General features: G+C 73.1%; 17 protein-coding genes. 8 read left to right on the top strand and 9 right to left on the bottom strand.

Going from position 1 to position 21341, the window contains the following annotated elements; all coding sequences use genetic code 11:
- Positions 1-18: 18 nt before the first annotated feature.
- The 3 genes from C6N31_RS00135 to C6N31_RS00125 all read left to right on the top strand — a co-directional run bounded on the left by C6N31_RS00135 (position 19) and on the right by C6N31_RS00125 (position 3155).
- Positions 19-1992, top strand: a complete 1974-nt coding sequence (locus tag C6N31_RS00135) for an HAD-IIIC family phosphatase (protein WP_198356983.1) — start codon at positions 19-21, stop codon at positions 1990-1992.
- A complete protein-coding gene (locus C6N31_RS00130; RefSeq protein ID WP_138350857.1) occupies positions 1989-2243 on the top strand; it encodes a phosphopantetheine-binding protein in 255 nt (84 codons plus the stop codon). Before C6N31_RS00135 ends, C6N31_RS00130 begins: the two co-directional genes overlap by 4 nt.
- 63 nt (positions 2244-2306) lie before the next feature.
- The gene (locus tag C6N31_RS00125; RefSeq protein WP_138350856.1) at positions 2307-3155 is read left to right on the top strand and encodes a 4'-phosphopantetheinyl transferase family protein; all 849 of its coding nucleotides are present in this window, start codon (positions 2307-2309) and stop codon (positions 3153-3155) included.
- A 30-nt stretch (positions 3156-3185) separates the two neighbouring features.
- Here C6N31_RS00125 and C6N31_RS00120 read toward each other — a convergent pair whose 3' ends face one another.
- The gene (locus C6N31_RS00120; protein ID WP_138350855.1) at positions 3186-4217 is read right to left on the bottom strand and encodes a LuxR C-terminal-related transcriptional regulator; all 1032 of its coding nucleotides are present in this window, start codon (positions 4215-4217) and stop codon (positions 3186-3188) included.
- 197 nt (positions 4218-4414) lie between these two features.
- On the opposite strand from C6N31_RS00120, the gene C6N31_RS00115 reads away from it, so the two are divergent.
- Positions 4415-4588, top strand: a complete 174-nt coding sequence (locus tag C6N31_RS00115; protein ID WP_187145010.1) for a hypothetical protein — start codon at positions 4415-4417, stop codon at positions 4586-4588.
- Between the two features lie 41 nt (positions 4589-4629).
- Here C6N31_RS00115 and C6N31_RS00110 read toward each other — a convergent pair whose 3' ends face one another.
- Positions 4630-5352: a 4'-phosphopantetheinyl transferase family protein gene (locus tag C6N31_RS00110; RefSeq protein ID WP_138350854.1), complete on the bottom strand. Its 723-nt coding sequence runs from the start codon at positions 5350-5352 to the stop codon at positions 4630-4632.
- 355 nt (positions 5353-5707) lie between these two features.
- Between C6N31_RS00110 and C6N31_RS00105 the strand changes: the two genes are divergently transcribed.
- From C6N31_RS00105 to C6N31_RS00095, 3 genes are all read left to right on the top strand, one after another.
- On the top strand, positions 5708-6535 hold the full coding sequence (locus C6N31_RS00105; RefSeq protein ID WP_381586450.1) for a metallophosphoesterase family protein: 828 nt from the start codon (positions 5708-5710) through the stop codon (positions 6533-6535).
- Positions 6536-6775: 240 nt separating this feature from the next.
- Entirely contained in the window at positions 6776-9625 is a 2850-nt protein-coding gene (locus C6N31_RS00100) for a helix-turn-helix transcriptional regulator (protein ID WP_138350852.1), read from the top strand.
- Between the two features lie 79 nt (positions 9626-9704).
- On the top strand, positions 9705-9926 hold the full coding sequence (locus C6N31_RS00095; protein WP_138350851.1) for an MbtH family protein: 222 nt from the start codon (positions 9705-9707) through the stop codon (positions 9924-9926).
- Here the strand turns inward: C6N31_RS00095 and C6N31_RS00090 are convergent.
- The 3 genes from C6N31_RS00090 to C6N31_RS00080 all read right to left on the bottom strand — a co-directional run bounded on the left by C6N31_RS00090 (position 9891) and on the right by C6N31_RS00080 (position 11953).
- Positions 9891-10808, bottom strand: coding sequence for a hypothetical protein (locus tag C6N31_RS00090; protein WP_198356982.1), 918 nt, complete (start codon positions 10806-10808; stop codon positions 9891-9893). The two genes, C6N31_RS00095 and C6N31_RS00090, sit on opposite strands and share 36 nt — an antisense overlap.
- A complete protein-coding gene (locus tag C6N31_RS00085) occupies positions 10809-11570 on the bottom strand; it encodes an SAM-dependent methyltransferase (protein WP_198356981.1) in 762 nt (253 codons plus the stop codon). It lies immediately after the preceding gene.
- Positions 11571-11707: 137 nt separating this feature from the next.
- Complete coding sequence (locus tag C6N31_RS00080; protein ID WP_164293333.1) at positions 11708-11953, bottom strand: hypothetical protein; 246 nt, start codon at positions 11951-11953, stop codon at positions 11708-11710.
- A 292-nt stretch (positions 11954-12245) separates the two neighbouring features.
- On the opposite strand from C6N31_RS00080, the gene C6N31_RS00075 reads away from it, so the two are divergent.
- Complete coding sequence (locus C6N31_RS00075) at positions 12246-13199, top strand: polyprenyl synthetase family protein (protein WP_232484643.1); 954 nt, start codon at positions 12246-12248, stop codon at positions 13197-13199.
- A 26-nt stretch (positions 13200-13225) separates the two neighbouring features.
- On the opposite strand, the gene C6N31_RS00070 is transcribed toward C6N31_RS00075, so the two are convergent.
- The 4 genes from C6N31_RS00070 to C6N31_RS00055 all read right to left on the bottom strand — a co-directional run bounded on the left by C6N31_RS00070 (position 13226) and on the right by C6N31_RS00055 (position 21215).
- Positions 13226-15016, bottom strand: a complete 1791-nt coding sequence (locus C6N31_RS00070; protein WP_198356980.1) for an AMP-binding protein — start codon at positions 15014-15016, stop codon at positions 13226-13228.
- Positions 15007-17271, bottom strand: coding sequence for a helix-turn-helix transcriptional regulator (locus tag C6N31_RS00065; protein WP_198356979.1), 2265 nt, complete (start codon positions 17269-17271; stop codon positions 15007-15009). The genes C6N31_RS00070 and C6N31_RS00065 overlap by 10 nt, the downstream gene beginning before the upstream one ends.
- 82 nt (positions 17272-17353) lie before the next feature.
- The gene (locus tag C6N31_RS43525) at positions 17354-20122 is read right to left on the bottom strand and encodes an AfsR/SARP family transcriptional regulator (RefSeq protein WP_232484642.1); all 2769 of its coding nucleotides are present in this window, start codon (positions 20120-20122) and stop codon (positions 17354-17356) included.
- Between the two features lie 91 nt (positions 20123-20213).
- Positions 20214-21215 carry an AfsA-related hotdog domain-containing protein gene (locus tag C6N31_RS00055; protein ID WP_138350844.1) on the bottom strand — a complete coding sequence of 334 codons (1002 nt, stop codon included), beginning with the start codon at positions 21213-21215 and terminating at the stop codon, positions 20214-20216.
- Positions 21216-21341: the final 126 nt, after the last annotated feature.

Genomic DNA, 21341 nt, shown 5'->3' with positions numbered 1-21341 from the left:
AAGGACGGATTGCGTTACATGACAACAGGACTGGAACGGCTGCGCGAGCTCAAGGCACTCGGGCGGCTCGAGGCGGAGTACGACCGGGTCGCCCCGCTGCTCGCGGAGCTCACCGACGACCCCGGCACGTCCGCGGCCGCCGATCTGCCGCGCGCCGGCCGGCTGCTCGCCGGCCTCGACCGCGCCGCCGTCCTGGCCGCCCATCCGGGCACCCCTGTCGTCACCGTCGCCGTCACCGGCCAGTCCACCGTGGCCCAGCTCGTCGACCCGCTCACCGCGGAACTGGCCCGGCACGGGCTGCTGCTGCACCCCGTGCTCGGCGACCACGGCGCCTACCTGCACGATCTGACCTCCGAGCAGGGGCTCTTCCACGGTCTGGGAGCCGACCTCTCGCTGTGTCTGCTCGACGCCGAGACCGTCTTCTCCGAGGTGCCGCTGCCCTGGGACGTCGCCGCGCTGTCCCGCGCCGCCGACGGCGTACTGGAGCGGCTCACCGGCCTGGCCGCCGAGCACGCCCGGCTCGCCGGGACGGCGGACGGAACCGGCGGCACGCTCGTGCTCAACACCCTGCCGCTGCTGCGCCGCCACACCCACCAGCTCGTCGACCACCGCTCGCGGGCCCGACTCGGCGCGGTGTGGCGGGAGTTCAACGCGGCGCTGCTCCGGCTGACCGAACGCTTCCCGGGCCTGGCCGTCATCGACCTCGATCCGCTGATCGCCGACACCGGCCCCGTCTTGGATCCCCGGCTGGCCGGCTACGCCAAGGCCCAGTACACCGCGGCGCTGCTCGCCGCCTACGCCCGGGAGGCCGCGCATCTCGCCAGGTCGCTGCGCGGGATGACGAAGAAGTGCCTGGTCCTCGACCTGGACGACACGCTCTGGGACGGCATCCTGGGCGACGCGGGGGCGGACGGGATCGCGGCGGCGGGGACGCTGCGCGGCGAGGCCTTCGGGGCGTTCCAGCGGACCGTCAAGCAGCTCGGCTCGCAGGGCGTGCTGCTCGCCGTGAGCAGCAAGAACGATGCGGAGCCGGTGCTCGCCGTGCTCCGCGACCACCCCGACATGGTGCTGCGCGAGACGGACTTCGTGCAGGTCAACGCCAACTGGCGGCCCAAGGACGGCAATGTCGCCGATATCGCCGACCGCCTCGGCATCGGCCTCGACTCCCTCGTCCTCGCCGACGACTCCCCGGCCGAACGCGCCCAGGTGCGGCACGGCGCCCCGCAGGTCGCCGTCGTCCCGCTCGACGACGAACCCGCGCTGCATGTGACGCGGCTGCTGGCGGACGGCTGGTTCGACACGCCCCGGCTGACGGACGAGGACCGGGCCAGGACCGGGCAGTACCGGGTGGAGCGCGAGCGCCGGGAGCTGCGCGAGGGCAGCGGCTCGCACGCGGACTTCCTGCGCGAGCTCAAGGTGGGGGTGGAGCTGAGCGCGCCCCTGGGGCACGAGTTCGCCCGGCTCGCCCAGCTCACGCAGCGCACCAACCAGTTCAACCTCACCGGACTGCGGCTGGCGCAGCCGGACCTGGAGGCACGGGCCGCCGATCCGCGGCAGCTGGTGCTCGTCGCGCGCGCGACCGACCGGTTCGGCGACAACGGGCTCGTCGGGGCGGTGCTCGGCCATCGCGCGGCCGACGGACTTCATCTGGACAACATCTGGTTGAGCTGCCGAGTTCTGGCAAGGGGCATCGAGCAGGGCTGCGTTGCCGTCCTGCTGGAGCGGGCGCGGGACGCCGGACTCGCCGCGGTGCACGCGCGGTACCGGCCGACCGCGAAGAACCACCGGGTGCGGGACTTCTATCCCTCGCTCGGCTTCGAGGAGGTGGGGGAGGACGGCGACGGTGCCGGCGTACTTCTGCGCCATGACCTGCGAACGGTCCTGCCGGTGCCGGAACACCTCACCCTCGACGCCCGGATCGAACGGCTCGACGCGGGCGGCCCGAACGACGGGCATGACCGGAACGACGGACCGGAAGGGGACCGCCGATGAGCGGCATCGACGACCTGGGCGGCTTTCTGCGGCTGCTGCGCACCGAACTGGGCCTGCAACTGTCCGACCGGGACGCGTACACCGACCTCGCGGACGTCGAGGGCTGGGACTCGCTGCACCTGCTCCGGCTGGTGTCACTGCTGGAGGACGAGACCGGGCGCCGGATCCCGGTCCGGCAGGTCCTGGAGGCCCGCACCTTCCAGCAGATCCACTCCCTGGTCGCCGGCGGCGCGAGAGCCGCCGCACCGTGAGACCCGCGCCACCGCGCACCTGGAACACCCAATGCTGTTGATCCACCGTCTGGAGGAGCAAGGATGACCGTCCCCGGGAACTCCACTCTCGGCCCACCCCTCGGCGAGCCGGTCGAGGTGGGCGCGAGGGTTGCCGCCTGGGACAGGGTCCGCGCCGACCTGACGGCCTACGGAACCGCGCTGATCTACGCCCAGCTGGCCGATCTGCAGCCGGACCTGCCCGAGGGCGAGGAACTGCGCGCGCTGCTCGGCCGGGACTGGTCCCGCTATCTCGACCTCGCCCACCCCGCCGTCCGCAGCCGCTACGCCGCCTCGCGGATCCTGCTGAAGTTCGCCGCCGGCGCGGTGCTCAACGGCGACCCCGACGACCTGGAGCTGGCCTACGGGCCGACCGGGCGGCCGTATCTGCGCGGCTGCGACCAGATCGACATCAGCCTCAGCCACACCGAGGACCTGCTGCTGGTCGGCCTCACCACCCGCGGTCTGATCGGCGTGGACGCCGAACGGACCGACCGGCAGATGTACGGCAGCGGCCTGGGCCGCCATGTGTGCACGCCGTACGAACTGGTCACCCTCGCCTCGCTGGAACAGGAGCAGCGCAACCCCAGCCTGGTGCGGCTGTGGACCCTCAAGGAGGCGTACAGCAAGGCCATCGGGCAGGGCATGCAGTTCCGGTTCAGCGAGTTCGGGTTCGGCCCGGACGGCAAGCCGGTACGCGTGCAGCGCCCGGACGGCACGGCCGGGACCGGGTCCGAGTGGGCGTTCCGTACCTTCGTGCTCGACACCGGCTACTGCGTGAGCGCGGCGGTGTACGACGCGGGCTTCGGCGCGGTGCTGGACACCGACATCACGACCATGCTCGACCAGGACGCCGCGGAGGCGATCACCGCCGCGCTCAATGAGCAGGAGTGACGTTTCTCCGGGTCGCTGTCCCCGGGGTCGTCACTCCTTGAGGCCGAACTGGTCCAGCATCCCGGACAGCGCGACGTTGAACCCCGCCTGGAACCGGCTGGTGGCCTCGAGCTGTTCGGTGATCTCCGATATGTGGCGGCGGCAGGTGCGTACCGACATGCCGAGCCGGCGGGCCACCATCTCGTCCTTGTACCCCTTGGCCATCAGCCGGATGATCGACGCGCGGAGATCGTCGGTCCCCGAGGACGTCGACTGGCTGTCGGGGTTGAACGGGGTGGCGCCGTCCCACAGGTGCTCGAAGACCGCGCAGAGGAAGGCGACCAGCGTCGGTTCGCGGACGATCGCCGCGCCGGGGGTCTTCGAAGCCGACTTGCGCTCCGGCAGGAAGACGGTCTCCCGATCGTAAATGATCATGCGGTCGATGAGTTCGTCCGCGGTGCGGACCTCGGCGCCCTCGGCGGAGATGTCCCGGACATACGCCCTGGTGGCGAGGTCGCTGCGGGCCGTGTGCTGGTAGATGGTGCGGATCCGCACCCCCCGGTCCAGCGTGTTCAGCGCGCGCTGGCGGGCCGACGCCAGCGACGGTGACGAGCGGGCGCCGCCGGGCTGCACCGTGAGCAGCTCCTTGCGGCACTGCTGCGTCAGGTGGTTGATCATCGACTGGATGGTGTCCTTGTCGCTGATGACATCGAAGGCCTCCAGCCGGTTGCGCATCCGGCGTCCCTCGAAGTACCGCGGCATCAGCGAGAGCAGCTTCGACCGCACATCGGTGACGGCCTGCTGCAGATCCCGGATCTGATGCTCGGCGGATCCCACCAGATCCGCGGCCGCGACGTCAGGTCCCACCGGAACCAGCACGTCGGGATCACCCGGCATCGGCTGCAGAAGATGCAGAAGTCGCAGGACGTGTTCCACCCGGTCGACCTCGGGCGTGGTGAGCGAAAGTCGCTCCGCGATGTCCGCCCGGTCGAACCGTCCGAACTCGACGGCGGCCCCGTAGGCGGCAGCGCTCAAGTCGTCCAACTCGGCGAACTCCGAACTGGAATTGCCGCTTCCGGCCATCCGTGGCGCTCCCCCGTGAGCTGTGAAGTTGCTGCCATGCAAGCTTAGGCCATCGGGTTGGCCTTGGAGCGGGGATTCGAACCTGGGCATTGTGTGCGGGTCGGACAGTGGCTCTAGTGAGCCTCAAGTGACGGCAGCACAGCAGTGAAGTCCGTTAGACCGATCCTTTTGGGGGAAACATGAGGGTTTCGGCGAATATGAAGAGTGTGACCGTACGGGCGATACTCGTCGCAAGTGCGGTCGCGGCGCTGGCGGTCGGGTACTCCCCGGCGCAGGCGCAGACCTTGGAACGTCAGGCGGGGGATGCCATCAGCACTCCTGCGGCTTACAACACGGGGCACGTACACGCTGATGACGACGAATGGGACTGACCATCCCGGGGGACTGACCATCCCCGGTCGTTCGGCCTGATTCACGCAGCGCTCCCTACCAGGATCTGGTAGGGAGCGTTCTGCTGTGCCCCCACCGTCGCGGGAACCGTGGCCGGAACCGCGATCGCACTGACCAGTACGCCACCGCCCGCCGACCAGCGGCCGCTGAAACCCGTGGGGTCCCCCTCTTTCAGGGCGGACGCCGGCAGCAGCAGCCGGGCGCGGAAGGTACGCGCCACCGGGTTGACGGTGATGAGCGCGTCCTCGAAGTCCAGCTCCCGGCCGGTGAGCGGGAACCAGGCCTTGTAGACCGACTCCTTCATGCTGAACAGCAGCCGGTCCCAGCACACCTCGGGGGCCGTCCGCATCAACTGACGCACCCAACCCCGCTCCTGGGGGAGCGCGATGGACTCCAGGATGCCCTCCGGGAGGGTGTCGTTGGGCTCGGCGTCGATCCCGATCGCCGCGATGTCACTGGTGCGGGCCACGGCCGCCGCACGGTAGCCGTTGCAGTGCGTCATGCTGCCGACCACGTCCGGCGCCCACTGCGGCGCGCCACGGGTGCCGGGGAGTATCGGCATCGCCGGCAGGCCGAGCCCGGCCAGGGCGCGGCGGGCGCACCAGCGCGCCGTGGTGAACTCCAGCCGCCGCTTCTCCACCGCGTTGCGGATCTGCTCCGCCTCCTCCGGGAACAGGGTCGCCTCGGGCGGATCCATCGTCGCGTCCACGGCGACGACCTCGGTGGGAAGCAGCTGCGCGATCATGGGAGCCCCGTTTCGTCCGACGCCTCGTCGGCGTCTGCTGCGTGCTCGCTCCGGTGTGTGGCGAGCGATTTCCACGCTGCCGTTCCGGGGGGTCACGGGACAACGAACGATGCTCCGGCGGCGCTGACAGGGCAGGTCACAGACCCGATTCATGGTCGGCAGCTGCTATCCGGGAGCGGGCGTGCGGACGGCCTGCCGGTCGGCAGGCACGGGCGCGCGCCGGCTTGCCATGCGGTTGCTACACGCCATGACAAGGCGGCCCGTGGGGCCGGGGGCAGGGGGTGCCTGCCCGGACTTAGGGGTTCTTCCCCACTCTTCGCCGTTCTACCCTCATCGGATGTCTCAAGGGAAGTTGCTGGGCATCAGTGACCTGCATGTCGCGCATCCGGAGAACCGGAAGATCCTCGAGGAGCTGCGCCCGGACAACCCGTCGGACTGGCTGATCGTCGCGGGCGACGTGGGCGAGATGCTCGAGGACATCGAGTGGGCGCTGGAACTGCTGAGCCTGCGCTACGCCCATGTCGTGTGGGCGCCGGGCAACCATGACCTGTGGACCCCGCACGGCGATTCCGTGCAGCTGCGCGGCGAGGCCCGCTACCGGCATCTGGTGGAGGTCTGCCGCTCGCTGGGCGTGCACAGCCCGGAGGACCCGTATCCGGTGTGGAGCGGCCCCGGCGGCCCGGTCGTCGTCGCGCCGCTGTTCCTGCTGTACGACTACACCTTCCGCACGCCCACCGCGGGCACGAAGGAGGAGTCGCTCGCGCAGGCCTACGAGGCCGGCATCGTCTGCACCGACGAGTTCCTGCTGCACCCCGATCCCTACCCCTCGCGGGACGCGTGGTGCCGGGCCCGGGTGGCGGAGACCGCGCAGCGGCTGGAAGCCTGCGATCCCGAACTGCGGACCGTCCTCGTCAACCACTTCCCCCTGGTGCGGGACCCGACGAATATCCTGCGTTATCCCGAATTCGCCCAATGGTGCGGAACGGAGCTGACCGCGGACTGGCACACCCGATTCCGGGCCGCCGCCGTCGTCTACGGCCACCTGCACATTCCGCGCACCACCTGGTACGACGGCGTGCGGTTCGAAGAGGTGTCGGTCGGCTACCCCCGTGAGTGGCGCACTCCAGGACACCCCAGGAACGTACCGCGGCAGATCCTTCCGGAGCCCGCCACGGCCCTCTGACCTGCCCCGCCCGACAGCACCCCGGGCGGGCACTCGCGCGCCGCTGGAGTACTTACTGCAGGGCAACTTCCGGCCACCGTGGGGCGCGAGTTCCCTGCCTACACTGGATTCCTGATTCAACGGGGAGAATCCTCCGTTTCAATTCGCCAGTGCCAATGCGCTTCCCCTGGGGAAAAAGGCCGGTTATTCCGGCCGGTGGGAGCGCGGACCGCACTGGATTACGGGGACAGTGGGGCGAAGATGGTGCTGATCGACCGTGAGGCGGAACTGGCGCTACTGGATACGGCCTTGGCCGGATGTATGGCAGGACATGCCCGGATCGTGCTGGTGGAAGGCGCGGTCGGCTGCGGGAAGAGCGAACTCGCCGACACCGTCGCCGAGTCGGCCGAGAAGGCCGGTGCCGTCGTGCTGCGCGCGATGGGATCCGCGGCGGAACGGGCCCTGCCACTGGCTGTACTGGGGCAGCTCGTCAACAGCGCGCCGCCCGGGACACTGCCGGAACCGGCGCAGAACCAGGGCCCGTCGAGGATCGAGGCCATGCAGGCGTTCAGCGACGCCGTCCATGACCTCAGTACGCGGACGCCGGTGGTGATCTGCGTCGACGACCTGCATCTGGTGGACGACCTGTCCTGCCGTTATCTGCTGCAGCTGGCCCGCAGGGCCCGCAACGCCAGGATCCTGCTGGTGCTGACCGAACCGGTGCACGAGCGCAGCGACGACCCGGTGTTCGGCACGGAGCTGCTGCGGCAGCCCAACTTCACCCGGGTCCGTCTGGAGCGGCTCGGCCGGTACGCCGTCGCCGAGGTGCTCGCCCAGGGACTCGACGGGCAGCCGGACACGGCGGGGGACGAGCGGCTCGCCGACCACGCCGGCCACTTCTGGACCGTCAGCGGCGGCAACCCGCTGCTGCTGCGCGCGCTTGTCGAGGAGTACCGGGTCGCCCGGCGCAACTCCCCGGCGGGCGCGATCCCGGAGCCGGAAGCGGGCGGCGCGTTCACCCAGGCGGTACTGGCGTGCCTGTACCGCTGCGGGCCGCGGACCACCCAGCTGGCCGAGGCGCTGGCCGTCCTGGGCAGGACCGGCACCGCGGAACTGGCCGCGCAACTGCTGGGCATCACCCCTCCCGCGGCGGTCCAGGGGGTCGCCGCGCTGAACGCCGCCGGGATCCTGGAGAGCTTCCGCTTCCGGCACCCCGCGGTGCGCCGCTCGCTCCTCGACCGGATGGATCCGGCCGCCCGCACCGGACTGCACCGGCGGGCCGCCCGGCTCGCGCACCAGTACGGCATGCCCGCGTCGGCCGTCGCCGGCCAGCTGCTCGCCGCCCAGCACGCGGACGAGGACTGGGCCGTGCCGGTCCTGCGGGCGGCGGCCGAGCAGCTGCTCGCCGACGGCAAGGCCGTACCGGCCGCCGCCTGCCTGGAGCTGGCGTACCAGGGGTGCACCGACGACGAGCAGCGCGCGGAGTTCCGCACCCGGCTGGCCGCCGTGACCTGGCGGACCAACCCGGGCGCCGCGGAACGGCACCTCGCCGAACCGCTGGACGCGCTGCGCGCCGACCGGCTCGCCCCCGCCCGGATGGGCCCGCTGGCCCGGCTGCTGGCCGCCCAGGGGCGGATCGACGAGGCCGGCGACGTACTCGCTCGGCTCGCGACCGCGACCGGTGACACGGGCCGCCGGCCCGACCCGCAGCACGGCACGGCACCGGTCTCGTCGCTGGGCTCGGCGCTCGGCAGCAGACCCGGCGGCCAGCTGCCGGGGCACCGGGACGATCCGCTGGACGGGCTGTCCGCCTTCCCGCGCTGGTCCGGCGGGCGGACCCGCGCCGCGGGCTCGCCGCCACCGTCCACCGCCGCGCACTCCAGCGTCAACGCCGCCACGGTGGCCGTCGCGCCGGCCGCCCTGTGGGCGATCCCGGACGGCGTGCAGGACGGCACGGCCGCCGAGGACGCCGAACTGTTCCTGCGCGGCACGACCCTCGCGGCCGCCACCGTGGAGCCGATCGTGCAGGCCCTGCGGGTCCTGCTGCACCTGGGCGGCGCGCAGCGGGCCGTGCACTGGAGCCAGGTCATCGGCGAGGAGGCCGCCCGCCGCGAAGCCCCGGGCTGGCAGGCGCTGTTCACCTCGCTGGGGGCCGAGGCCCTGCTGCGCCAGGGGGATCTGCAGGGCGCCGAGGAGCGGGCCGCGCATGCCCTCAAGCTGGTGCCGGAACGCGGCGGCAGCGTCTTCCTGTGCGGGGTGGCGGCGACACTGGTCCGCGCCCGTACCGCGATGGGCCACTACGACGCGGCCGCACGGGTGCTCAGCCAGCCGGTCCCCGAGGGCCTGGCCGGCAGCTTCCACGGGCTCGGCTATCTGCGCGCCCGCGGTCAGTACCACCTGGCGACCAGCCGCTACCACGCCGCGCTCGGCGACTTCCTGGACATCGGCCGGCGCACCAAGCGCTGGGGGCTGGACCGGCCGCTGCTGCTGCCGTGGCGCACCGACGCCGCCGAGGCGCTGCTGCAGCTCGGCGAGGCGCACCAGGCGGAGCGCTTCGTGACCGACCAGCTCGCCACCCGCGACGCCGCCAACCCATGGGTGTCCGGTATCTCGCTGCGGCTGCGCGCCGCGACGCGTGAGCCCAGGGAGCGGCAGATCCTGCTCGCCAAGTCCGTCGACGAGCTGCGCCGGTCGGGCGACCGCTACGAGCTGGCCCGGTCCATGGCCGAACTCGGCCAGGTGCTCAAGGAACTGGGCGAGCCCACCCGCGCCAACATGGTCAACCGGCGGGCCTGGCACCTGGCGCAGGAGTGCGGGGCCGAGGCGCTGCGCGAGAAGACCCTCCCGGGGCACAGCGCCGCGGGCGGGGTGCCGGAGGATCCGGCGCCGGTGGCGGCCTACGCGGACCTGGAGGCCAAGCTCAGCGACTCCGAGAAGCGGGTGGCGATGCTCGCGGTGCACGGGCACACCAACCGGGAGATCGCGATGAAGCTCTACATCACCGTCAGCACCGTCGAGCAGCACCTGACGCGGGTCTACCGCAAGCTCAGCATCAGCAGCCGGCAGGAGCTGCCGGTGGACCTTCAGCTCAGCGTCACCGAAATGGCGTGACCGCCGAACTCACGTGAGTCGCGCACTTGTTGGAAGTCCACAAACCGCAGCAACCCGTACCCAGGGAGAGGACGAGCAGTTGAGCACACCGTTCGAGGACCCGGACGCCACCTATCTGGCACTGGTCAACGACGAGGGCCAGTACTCCGTGTGGCCCGCCGCCAACGACGTGCCCGCCGGCTGGCGGATCGTCCTGGAGAAGAGCGGCCGGCAGGCCTGCCTGGACCACATCGAGGCGCACTGGACGGACATGCGGCCGGTGAGCCTACGCACCGCCATGAGCGGGCAGCCGGGCGAGTGACGCGCGGGCGTACACCACCTGGTAGCCCGGCAGGATGAACAGCGACTCACGGAACGACGTCGTCGACTCGGGCATCAACTCCGGTACGGAGTCGGGCTGTTCGTACATGAGTGCCCGCTCCAGCCGGAAGAAGTACAGATTGTGGGCGTCCACCCGGCGCTGGTAGGACCACCAGTCGCGGCACTCCTCGGGGCTGCCGCGCTCCCGCAGGTACGCGGCGACCAGCCGCTCCTCCAGGCAGTGCGCGAGCCGTTCCGACGCGAACTGCGACCGGACCGAGCGCCCCGGGCGGGCCCGTTCGTACAGGCAGTGGCCCAGCTCGTGGGCGATGCCGGCCAGGGCGTCGATCGTGGGGGCGTCCTGGCCCAGCACGATCGCCCGGCCGTTGTCGTCGTCCACCGTGCGGAACGGGGTGCCGGTCTCCTGGAGCGAGGACTCGGCCAGGATCCGCGTCACCTCCGCCCGCCGGTGCCGCAGCTCCGGCAGCCCGGCCAGGATCTCGGCGGCGGGCGCGTGGGTGGGGTGACGCAGGATGACGCTGTCGGCCGGGATGGGCAGCGGCAGTTCGGCGAGGAACGTCAGCATCGAGCGGCGCAGCGGCAGGACGTCCGCGTACTCGGGGCGCGCCATCACCTGCCGGACCTGCCGGTGGGTGCTGTCGATCAGCCGCCGCAGCCAAGGGGTTCCGCGGAGTCCGGCCAGGGCCGCCCGGCGGCCGCGCAGCACGCTCTCGATCAGCTCGCCGCGCCCCAGGACCGCCTCCTTCTGCAGCAGGCGGCGCTGGTTCCGGTACGCGGCCACGGCGGTGGCGTCGCCCGGGAAGACGGCATCGGCGGGTACGCGTGCGTCGGGTGCGTCAACCGCGGTGTTCCGGGGGCTCATTCACCAGGTGGCCGGCTCGGCCGGCTCGGAGCGGAACGGCGTCAGCAGGGCCAGGACGGCGCGGTCGACACGGTGCGGAACGGCGGCCGGGAGGTAGAGCGGACTCGCGAAGGGGACGTTGGCGAGCAGTTCGCACAGCGAGCCGACCCGGCCCCATGCCACGGCGGAGGTGCCGTCCGCGGCCGGGCCCGCCTCGACCAGGCAGGCGGGGTGCTCGGCGGCGTAGGCCCGCAGCAGCAGCCGCTGGAGCAGTTCCGCCTGGTCCGCGCCGTCGACGTGGTAGACGAAGGTGTTGAACGCGGGGTTCGGCAGCTGCTGGAAGAGCAGCAGGCGATGGGCGTCGACGACCAGGGTGCCGCGTTCCAGCGGGTCGATCCCCAGGTTGTTGACGGTGGTGGTGAAGTGTGAGACGCCCGGCTCGACATGCAGGGTCAGCTCACCCGCGTCGGCCAGTCGCTGGAGCTGCTGGACGACCGTGACGCCGAGCCGTGGATCGCCGGGCAGCAGGACGGCGATATCGCCGTCGGACCGCGCCCGGTCCAGGATGCGGCCGAGCAGCCGGCCGAAGTCGTCGTGGTCGCGTACGCCGGCCAGGTACAGCGCGTGCAGCGATTCGGTGGGCCGGTCGGTCAGTTCGCGGACCTCGACGGCCGGGTCGACCAGGTGGAGCACCGCTTCGGCTTCCCGCAACTGGCGCAGTCCGGCGAGGGTGAGCTGCTCGATCCCCTGGACGCCGAGCCCGACGACCCTGATGCGATTCATCGCGGTTCCTTCCCGGTGGCGGTGCCGCGCTACGGCGGGGTGGTGCGGGTGCGGGTGCGGGTGCGCGGGGCGGTGCGTGTGCGCGGGGCGGTGCGTGTGCGCGGGGCGGTCGTCAGGACCGCACCGCCCCGGCGGTGTCACGCGTCGCCGTTGTCCGCGTCGATGTCCTCGAGGATCTGCGCGAGGTCGGCCGGGACGACGCTCTGCAGGCGCGGGGTGTTGGCGTTGTTGTTGCCGTTGTTGTTCGAGTCGTTGTTGTTCATGTTGCTGTTGTTGTTGTCCGCGAAGTTCGTGGTCGCGTTGTTGTTCACGTTCGCGTTGTTGTTGGAGCTGTTGTTGCTGTTGTTCGAGTCGTTGTTGTTGTTCGACGAGTTGTTGGACACGAGTCCTCCTGCAGCAGTGCTGTGGGTCGGGCGTGGTGCCCGGTCTGCCCGCGTCGAGCAGCACCCCCATGAACCGACACCGCGCTAAAGCCGGGTATGCGCGGGGTTTGTGCCGGACCACGGCGCCATGACAAGCGCATAGCAACCCCCTGCCGGGCGCTCCCGCGGATGGCAGGGAACGGGCTCTTCGGAAGCCGCCGCGCGGCCGTTTCGGCCGGCGGGCCGCCCACCGCCCTTGAGCGGCACCGACCGCCCCGGAAGGCTCGGAGCAGCCGATCCAGGGAGGCTCATCATGACCACGCATCCTCTGCCGCCGAAGACATCCGTCCCCGGGCAACTGCGTGCCGGACTGCTCGACCAGGTGGAGGAGCGGCTGCGCGGCCTGCTGGCCGGGGAGTTCGACCGCTGGCACGCGGTGAACCCGAGGGCGGCGAGCCTGGTCGGTTCGATCACCGAGCTGGTGCGGGCGGGCGGCGACCGGGTCCGCCCCGCCATCTGCGTCACCGGCTACCTCGCCGCGGGCGGCGACCCCACCTCGACCGCGATCGTCGACGCGGCGGCCGCGCTGGAACTGCTCGACACCTGCTTCCTCATCCGCAGCGACATCCGCGACAACGCCCCGCTGCGGCACGGCATCCCCACCCTGCACGTCAGCCACGCCGCCGAGCACGAGCGCAGCGGCTGGCGCGGTGAGTCCCGGCGCTTCGGCGAGGGCACCGCGGTGCTCGCGGGCGATCTGGCGCTCGCCTACGCGGACCGGCTCGCGTCCCGGCTGCCCGCCGCCGCGTGGCAGCTGTGGGACGAGCTGCGCACCGAGCGCGTCATCGGCGCCCACACCGACGCCGCCTGCGCGACCGAGTACCTCGACGACCCGTGGCCGGGCCGCTGCATCGCGGGCTGCGCCAAGGGCTGCGGGGCGGGCTGGTACGCCCTGCACCACCCGCTGCAGCTCGGCGCCGCGCTGGCCGGCCGGCAGGACCTCGCCGCCTCGTACCGGGACTACGCCCGCCCGCTGCACGCCGCCTGGCGGCTGCGCGGCTTCCTGGAGGGCGGGCCCGGTTACGACTGGGACGCCCAGATGCTGCGCGAGGTGCTGCTCGGCACGGAGGAGCGGGACACGGCGGAGCGGATCATCTCCCAGCTCGTCGCCCGTGCCGACCGCGTCGTGGACGCCGCGCCGCTCGCCCCCGGCTGGCGCGACGAACTCGCCGCGTTCGCGATCCGGATCTCCGGCCTGTCGGAGTAACCCGGCCCCCGCACCATGAACCGGCCCTACGCGTCGGGCGCGGGGACCGGGACCGGGCGGGGCACGCCCGGCCGGATGCGGGCGAGCCAGCTGCGCAGGCCCTCCTTGCGCAGCTCGCCCCGGTCGTCCCTGGGCAGCGAACCGACCAGCTCCAGCCGGGTCGGCAGGAACGCGGCGGCGACGCCCCGGCCGGCCAGATGGTCCCGCAGTTCGACGAGGCCGGGCGGTTCCGCCTCGGTGGTGGGCACGACGACGGCGCACGGCATCTCGCCGTACTCCGGATCGACGTAGCCGACCACCGCGGCCTCGCGCACCCGGGGATGGGTGAGCAGCCGCTCCTCCAGCTCGGCCACCGGCACCAGGAAGATGCCGCCCAGCCGCTCACCGGCCCGCCGCATCACCTGGACGCCGCCGAGACCGTCGGCCTTGGCGAGGTCCCCGGTGTCGAGCCAGCCCTCGTCGCGGTCCCAGGTGATCAGCGGGGCCGGTCCGCCGCCGCGCTGCCACGTCGCCAGGCAGACGGAGGGACCGCGGACCCGGAGCTGGGACGTCCGCGCGTCGCCGACGCCCTCGGCGGGCACCACGGAGACCTCAAGACCCGGCAGCGGGCGCCCGTCGCTCTCGGCGTTGCGCTCGGCCGGGGTGTCGCCGCGGGTCACCGTGCCCATGCCCAGCTCCGGGGCGCCCCAGACGGTACGGACCGGGGCGCCCAGCGCCCCCGGCAGATCGGCGAGCAGCTGGGCCGGTGTGCTGGTGCGCCCGCCGGAGAGCAGCAGGCGCAGGGCGCCGAGCTCGCGGGGGCGGTGCTGCTGCGCGGCGAGCACCTCGGACCAGTAGACGGGCGCCGCGTACGCCTGGTTGACCCCGGCGGCGGCCATCAGGTCGAGGCAGCTGCCCGGATCCCAGACGTCCTGGTAGACCCCGGTGCCGCCGACCGCGAGCGGCCAGCAGACGCTGTAGAGCAGCGAGGCGAGGGAGGTGAGCGGCAGCGCCGAGTAGAAGACCTCGCCCGGCCGCCGGCCCGGTCCCGCAGGGTCCCGCTGGGTGCTGATGTTCGCGTACAGGGTGTTGGGGGTGTGCAGGGCGGCGGCGTAGGCGTCGCCCAGGCTCATGACGGTGATCATGAGGCTGATCCGGTCCGCCCGGTCGGAGCGCAGGCCCAACCGCCGTGCCCGCGGGCCGCGTTCGTGCGGGGTGCGCTGGAAGTACCCGGCGAAGTCGAGGGCTCCTGTCGCGGCGGCGTCACCGATCACCACGCGGTGCCGCAGCCAGGGCAGCGCCGGGGCGAGATCGGCGAGGGCCTGCGCGTGCGGGAAGCCCTCCCAGACGTCGGGCACCACACAGATCCGGGCCCGGCTGCCCTCCAGGATCCGCTCCAGGCCGTGCGCGCGCACGGTCGGCAGGACGGGAACGGCGAGCGCGCCCACCCGCAGACAGGCCAGGGTGAGCGCGGCGGCCTCCCACCAGCTCGGCAGCTGGAAGGCGACCGGATCGCCCGCGCCGATCCCGAGACGGTCGAGCGCGGCGGCGAACCGGTCGACGTACAGCGCGAGTTGTGCGTAGCTGACGGTGACCGTACGGCGGTCGGCGGGGCGGTGGATCCGCTGGGAGACGATCGCGGGCCGGCCGGGATCGGTGGCCGCGGTCCGGTACAGGTCGTACAGGAACGTCTCGTCCCGCCACCAGCCCTCGGCCCGGAACCGGGCCGCCACCTCCTCGGGCGGTGCGACGGCGGCCAGCAGCCCGGACAGGTGTCCGGTCGCCTGCTCCGCCGGGTCCGCGGCCGTCTCCGTACGCCCGTTCACGGTTACGGCCATCGGCCGACCGACCAGGCCACCTGCACCCGGGAGGTGCAGTTGAGCCGGCGCATCACCTGGCGGACGTGGTTGACCACCGTCCATTCGGAAATGCCGAGCTGACCGGCTATCTGCCGGTTGGTCAGACCCTCCGAGACGAGCATCGCGACCTGGACCTGGCGCGGGGTGAGCGGCTGGGCCGCCGGGCTCTCCTGCTCGGCGTGCGGGGCGGGCACGGCCGCCGCCAGCGCCTCCGCCACGGCCGCGCCGGGCGCCAGCCGCAGCCCCTCGGCCCACGCGGTGGCGAAGCCCGTCCAGTGCAGCCGCTCCCGCAGTCCGGCCAGCGCCTCCTCCAGCACCCCCCACCGCTCGTCGGGCACCTTGCCGCCGAAGCCGCGGCGCAGCGCGTCGGCGGCCGCGATCAGCCGGACGGCGCGCGGCTGCTGGCCGGGGGAGGCGCGGAGCAGCAGCAAGGCGAACGACTCCAGGGTGGCGGGGAGTTCGGTGCGCTCGCCGATCGAGTCGTACAGCCGCAGGCTCTCGCGCAACGCACGGTCCGCCGCGTCCAGGTCCCCGGCGTCCTCGGCGAAGGCCGCGGACTCGCGCAGCGCGGTCGCCAGTCCGCGCGGGTCGCGGATCCGCCGGTACGCGTCGAGCGCGCGGTCCAGCAGCTCCTTGCCCTTACGGGTCTCGCCCTGGACGCGCAGCGCCCCGGCCAGGGCGGTGCCGGCCTCGGCCGCGGGTCCCGCCGCGCCCAGCGACTCCAGGGTGGCCAGCGCGGGGCCGAGCGCCGCCTGCGCCCCGGACGGATCGCCCAGGAGCAGCAGCGCCCTGCCCATCCGCGCCGTCACCAGCGCGCCCTGCCGGCGGTCGCCGAGCCGCTTGCACAGCGCGAGCGCGCGGCGGTGCCGCCGTACCGCCATGTCCGGGTCGCCGAGCGCCGCGGTGAAGGTGCCCGACAGGTCGACGAGCCGGGCCCGCACCGGCTCCGGCAGCGTTCCGCCGCCGTCACCCGGCCCGTCCTCGGCGAGGCCGTCGCACCAGTCGAGGCCCTCGCGCAGCCGCCCCTGGACGAGCCACGGCTGCCGGCACGCGGTGACCAGCGCCGCGACGGCCTCCCGGTCGCCGCGGGCGCGCAGCCGGCGCAGCGCCGCGCTGATGTTGCCGCTCTCCGCGGCCAGGACCCCGAGCCACTTCTCCTGTTCGGTGCCGGCCAGCCGCGGTTCGGTGGCCGTCACCAGCCGCTGGTACTCGCTCGCGTGCCGGTCCAGCGCCGCGTCGGTGCCGCCCGCCTGCTCCAGTTCGGTGAGCAGGAACGACCGCACCGGCTCGGGGACGGCGAACCGGGGCTCGCCCAGCTCCTGGTCGACGACGGTCAGCAGGTTCTTGTCGATCAGCGTCTCCAGCACGTCCTCGGCGCCCACCCGGACCAGCATCGCCAGTCCGAATCCCCGCTCGAAGACGGCCAGCTGCTCCAGGTGCGCGCGCTGTCCGGGGTCCAGCTGCCGGCAGCTCCATCGCGCGAGCGCCGTCAGCGACCGGTGCCGTTCCGGCGCGTCCAGCGGGCCGCCGGCCAGGATCGTGGTCCGGTGCCGCAGCCGGGTGAGCAGGACGTGCGGCGGGAACAGCCGCAGCCGCCCGGCGGCCAGCTCGACGGCGAGCGGCAGCCCCTCCAGCAGAGCGCAGATCTCCGCGACGGCCGCGACGTTCTCCGCCGTCAGCGCGAAGCCGGGGTCGGCGTCCCGGGCCCGCCGGATGAACAGCGCGACCGACGGAACGTCCTGGACCTCCTGCACATCGGGTTCCGCCGCTGCGGCCGTCTCCGGCACCGGCAGCGGTGCGACGGGCAGCAGCCGCTCCCCGTAGACGCGCAGCGGCTCCTGGCCGGTGGCCAGCACCACCAAGTGATCGTTGGACGCGATGAGTTCGCCGATCCCGGCGACCGGGGGGACGTCCGGCTGGTCGCAGCCGTCGAGGACGAGCAGCACGTGCCCGTCCGGCACCCGGTCGGGCAGCGCCTCCCGCGCCAGGTCCACGCACCGCACCTCGTCGAAGAAGTCCGCCGCCCCGGCGGCGGCCTCCGCCGCGAGCCGGCTCTTCCCGACCCCGGCGGGCCCCGTCAGGGTCAGCAGCCGCACCGACGGATCCCGCAACCGCCCGGCCAGTACGACCGTTTCCGTCTCCCGCCCGACCAGACTCCGGCGCGGTCCGAACCGTTCAGGACCGGCCTGCGGGCGGTCGTGCCGCCGTTCCCGTTCCTGCTGCGATACCGGCATCGTTCCCCCTGCCCTCATAGGACGCGGTCATGGTCGGCCCCTCGGCCAAAGCAGTACTAAAACCTGGCGCCGGGCGTGCGGATCAGGCGGTAAGGGCCGAAAGACGGCCGGGCGCCGGGAGCGGCGACCGGCGTGGCGCCGGGGCCCGCAGCCGCCAGATGCCGGGGCGTACTTCGAGGTCGGTGGGCTTGCCTGCGGCCGGTGCCGGGTCACGCAACGCCCGCAGCGCGCGGCGGGCGTACGCCTCCAGCCGGCGGTCCTTGAGCGCCGTGGCGAGGTCCAGGCACTGGGTGAACCGGGCCCGGGCCGCTTCCGGGCCCTCCGCCTCCAGGGCGAGCAGGGCCAGTGCGCGCAGCGCGTCGTACCGGCCGCGGGCCCGGGCCGGGGCGGCGAGGGCGGCCAGGGCCGGTTCGAGCAGGGCGGCGGCCGCGGACGTGTCGCCGTTGTCCAGGTGGAGGTCGGCGAGGCCGACCAGGGCGCGGCCGTACTCGTACGGGTCGTCGCAGAGTTCCGCGGTGTCCCGGGCCCGCGTGTACAGGTCGGCGGCTTCGGCGAGCCGCCGGTTCTGCCAGGCGAGGTCACCCAGCGAACGCAGCATCCGGGCCTCGCCCGCCCGGTCGCCGCTCTGCCGGGCGGCGTCGAGCGCGAAGGTGTGGGTGGCCTGCCAGTCGGCCCAGGAGGCGTGCGCCTCCAGATAACCGGTCATGGCGTCGACGAGACGCAGCGCGGCGGACCACAGCCCGGCGGCGTGCGCCGCGCGGACCGCGTGCACCAGGGCCGGCTGCTCCTGGGCGAACCATTCCTGCGGGTGGTCGGTGACCGGACCGGGGACAGCCACCGGTCCGGTCACCGGTCGCGGGGTGAGCGCCGCGTCGGCGCGCTCGGCGGCCTGCGTGTACGCCTCGCACATCCGCTCGGTGGCGGCGCGTGCCGACTCCGGGGTCTCCTCGGCGGCGAGGAGTTCGGTGGCGAGGATCCGCAGCAGCTCATGGAAGTGGTAGCGGCCCTGGCGGAGCCCGTCGTGCACGGACGCCTCCAACAGCCGCCCGTCGACCAGGTTCTCGACGATCCGGCCGGCCTCGCCCTCCTCCAGACCGAGGACGGCGGCCGCCGCCCACAGCCCGAACGGTCCTGCGGGCAGCAGCCCCAGGAGACGGAACGCGCGCTGCGCGGCGGGGGAGGAGTCCAGATAGGCGACCATCAGGGTGCCGCGCACGTCGAGATCGCCGAGCTGGAGCTCGGTCAGCCGGGAGCGTTCGTCGCGCAGCCGGGCGGAGAGCGAACCGGCGGTCCAGTGCGGCCGGGCGCGCAACTGGGCGGCCGCGATGTGCACGGCGAGCGGCAGATGGCCGCAGAGCTCCACGATCTCGGCCGCCGCAGCGGGCTCAGCGGCCGCCGGGCCGGGCCCCGCCAGCGCGTCGAAGAGCCGCAGCGACTCCTCGGGGCCGAGGGCGTCCAGTACCACCGGGCGGACGCCGCCGAGTCCGGCGGGCAGCCGGCGGCCGGTGATGAGAGCGGTGGAGCCCGCGGTGGCGGGCAGCAGCGGGCGCAGCTGCGCCTCGGAGGTGGCGTTGTCCAGGACCAGCAGGATCCGGCGGTCGGTGAGCAGATGGCGCAGCGCGTCCTGGAGGTCCTGCGCCTCGGCGGGCAGGGTGACCTGCGTTCCCGCGCGGCGCAGCAGCCGGGCCATCGCGTCCGCCGCGCCGAGCGGCCGTCCGGGGTCGGGTTCCAGGTCGAGGAAGATCCGGCCGTCGGGGAAGGCGTCGGCGCTGCGGTGCGCGGCCTCGACGGCCAGCGCGGTCTTGCCGACGCCGGGCTTGCCGGTGAGGGCGACGCTGGTCCCGGCCGGGGCGTCCCGCAGCAGCCGCTCCACCTCGGCGAGCACCGCATCGCGGCCGGTGAACGCGCCGTCCGCGGCGGGCAGCGAGGTGACGGCCTGGAACGCGGGCCGTTCGGGAAGGCTCTGCGCCGGCCCGTCCGCAGCACCGGATCCGGACCCGGTCGCCGTTCCGACGACGACTGCGCCGCCGTTGCCACCGTTGGAGCCCGAGCTCAGCAGAGCCGCGTCCCCGGCCAGAATGCGCCGGTGCAGCCGCTGGAGCCGGGGGCCGGGCTCGATGGCCAGCTCGTCGACGAGGGTGCGGCGCACCCGTCCGAACGTACGCAGCGCCTCCGCCTGCCGGCCGGTCCGGTACAGCGCCACCATCAGATGGGCGTGGAACTCCTCGCGCAGTGGGTGCTCCGAGGCCAGGGACTGCAGTTCGGCGATGAGCCCGCGGTGCCGGCCGAGCTGGAGGTCCGCGCGGATCCGCTGGTCGAGCGCCGTCATCCGGGCCTCGGTCAGCCGGACCGCCGCACCGCCCAGCAGCGGGCCGTGCGGGGTGTCCGAGAGCAGCGGTCCGCGCCACAGCGCGATGGCCCGCTGCTGCAGTTCCGCGGCGGACGCGTAGTCCTCCGTCTCCAGGGCCTTGCGTCCGCGGGCGTGCAGCTCCTCGAACGTGGTCATGTCGAGCCGGTCGGGCTCCAGCCGCAGCAGATAGCCGGGCGGGCGGGTCAGCAGGGTGTCGCGGCCGTGCTCGGGGTCCGCGGAGTGCAGCAGCTTGCGCAGCTGGGAGACGTAGACCTGCAGGGTCGTGGTGGCGGTGCGCGGCGGGTTGTCCTGCCACAGCTCGTCGATCAGGCTCTCGACCGACACCACCTCGTTCGCCCGCACCAGCAGGGCGGCCAGCACGACGCGCAGCTTGGCGGCGCGCGGTGTGTAGGAGACGGCGGGCGTGGCGGCGCCGTCGGGGCCGGCCTCCGGCCCGTCGTCCCCACCGATCTCCATCGGGCCCAGAATCCAGAATCTCATCGCGTTACCCCCGTCCCGCTCTGCGTTCCCGCGTGCAAGGTTTGTGCAAGGCCTGCTGTCGTACGTACAAGGACCGGTCGGTGGCGCCGGGTCAGAAGTCCTGGACCACGGTGGTCCTGGCCTCCGCCACGGCACGCCGCCGCTGCGTCACCGTCAGCGTCACGGGCACGGCCGGCCGGCCGTACTCGTCCCGGCCGAGCGCCCCCGGCACCGCCGTGCAGCGCAACGGCAGTTCGGGCTCCGCGTAGCTGCGGAAGTGCACCTCGGACGAGGTCGGCGTGCTGCGTGCGGGGGCGAGCCCGAAGGCCCGGCCGGCCGCCAGCAGCGAGGTCTGGCGCAACGACTCCAGCAGATGCGTCCCCGACAGGTGGCCGCCCTCGGGGGCGAAGACCGGATTCGGGTTGTCGGTCAGCACCCACGTCGTGAGCCGGCCGCGCGAGGACTCCGACGGCTCGCTGACCACGACGTTCGAGACCGCGGAGCGGCCGACCTCGGCTGGGTCCACCGGCCGCAGCGCCCCGTCCGGGGCATCGTCCAGCTCCGGTGCGGCGCGCAGCGCCTGGCGGTTGTGGGCCAGGTGGTTGCGGTGCAGCTGCGGCATCAGGAAGACCAGCCCCGCCGTGCCGGTGCAGCACGGCATGTCGTTGATCTTCACGTCGATCTGGAAGTCGAGGCCGCGCGGTACGCCGTTCATCGCGTTCGCGGGCTTCGCGGTGATGCCCGTCGTCATCCTCGCCGTGCCCGAGTCCGTCGCGTTGGCCCAGTCGGTGCGCCAGGCGCGCAGCTCGGTGAGGTGCAGGTTGAAGCCGAAGAAGAGCCCCGGCCGGTCCTGCGGCACCCCGAAGTAGCGGTGGCCGACGAACTCGCCGATCTCCCGGATCGTCTCCGTGACGATCTGCGCGTCATGGAAGTGGCCGGGACCGTCGTTGAACAGCGGATGCGCCCGCGGCAGCTCACCGGCCAGCACGAAGTGTTCCTCCCCGACGCTCGGGGCATCCAGCAGGTAGTGGTCCCACGACGGCGGGCAGTGGATGAGGTGGCGGGTGCCGTTGCCGAGTGCCAGTTCAGCGGTGGCCGCGCTTTTTACTGTCATGGCGTCTCCTTGGTCCGGCGTCTTCCCCGCGGATGCGGCGTCGGGAGTCTCCTCGTCCAAGGTTCCGGAGCCAGGGGGGTCCGGGCCAGCTCAGAGCGGTGGCAGCAAGCTGCACGGCCGGAACTC

Origin of the sequence: Streptomyces fildesensis, assembly GCF_016107395.1 — a bacterium.
Classification (GTDB): Bacteria; Actinomycetota; Actinomycetes; order Streptomycetales; family Streptomycetaceae; genus Actinacidiphila; species Actinacidiphila fildesensis.
Note: the sequence above shows the minus strand (reverse complement) of the source record. Positions and strands in the feature narration are given on the sequence as shown.

Bases quoted from the DNA above. Each gene is read 5' to 3' on its own strand.
- C6N31_RS00130 (WP_138350857.1), top strand. From the start codon at position 1,989: ATGAGCGGCATCGACGACCTGGGCGGCTTTCTGCGGCTGCTGCGCACC.
- C6N31_RS00110 (WP_138350854.1), bottom strand. From the start codon at position 5,352: ATGATCGCGCAGCTGCTTCCCACCGAGGTCGTCGCCGTGGACGCGACG.
- C6N31_RS00070 (WP_198356980.1), bottom strand. From the start codon at position 15,016: ATGGCCGTAACCGTGAACGGGCGTACGGAGACGGCCGCGGACCCGGCG.
- C6N31_RS00135 (WP_198356983.1), top strand. From the start codon at position 19: ATGACAACAGGACTGGAACGGCTGCGCGAGCTCAAGGCACTCGGGCGG.
- C6N31_RS00085 (WP_198356981.1), bottom strand. From the start codon at position 11,570: ATGAATCGCATCAGGGTCGTCGGGCTCGGCGTCCAGGGGATCGAGCAG.
- C6N31_RS00125 (WP_138350856.1), top strand. From the start codon at position 2,307: ATGACCGTCCCCGGGAACTCCACTCTCGGCCCACCCCTCGGCGAGCCG.
- C6N31_RS00090 (WP_198356982.1), bottom strand. From the start codon at position 10,808: ATGAGCCCCCGGAACACCGCGGTTGACGCACCCGACGCACGCGTACCC.
- C6N31_RS43525 (WP_232484642.1), bottom strand. From the start codon at position 20,122: ATGAGATTCTGGATTCTGGGCCCGATGGAGATCGGTGGGGACGACGGG.
- C6N31_RS00115 (WP_187145010.1), top strand. From the start codon at position 4,415: ATGAAGAGTGTGACCGTACGGGCGATACTCGTCGCAAGTGCGGTCGCG.
- C6N31_RS00075 (WP_232484643.1), top strand. From the start codon at position 12,246: ATGACCACGCATCCTCTGCCGCCGAAGACATCCGTCCCCGGGCAACTG.
- C6N31_RS00120 (WP_138350855.1), bottom strand. From the start codon at position 4,217: ATGGCCGGAAGCGGCAATTCCAGTTCGGAGTTCGCCGAGTTGGACGAC.
- C6N31_RS00100 (WP_138350852.1), top strand. From the start codon at position 6,776: ATGGTGCTGATCGACCGTGAGGCGGAACTGGCGCTACTGGATACGGCC.
- C6N31_RS00065 (WP_198356979.1), bottom strand. From the start codon at position 17,271: ATGCCGGTATCGCAGCAGGAACGGGAACGGCGGCACGACCGCCCGCAG.
- C6N31_RS00055 (WP_138350844.1), bottom strand. From the start codon at position 21,215: ATGACAGTAAAAAGCGCGGCCACCGCTGAACTGGCACTCGGCAACGGC.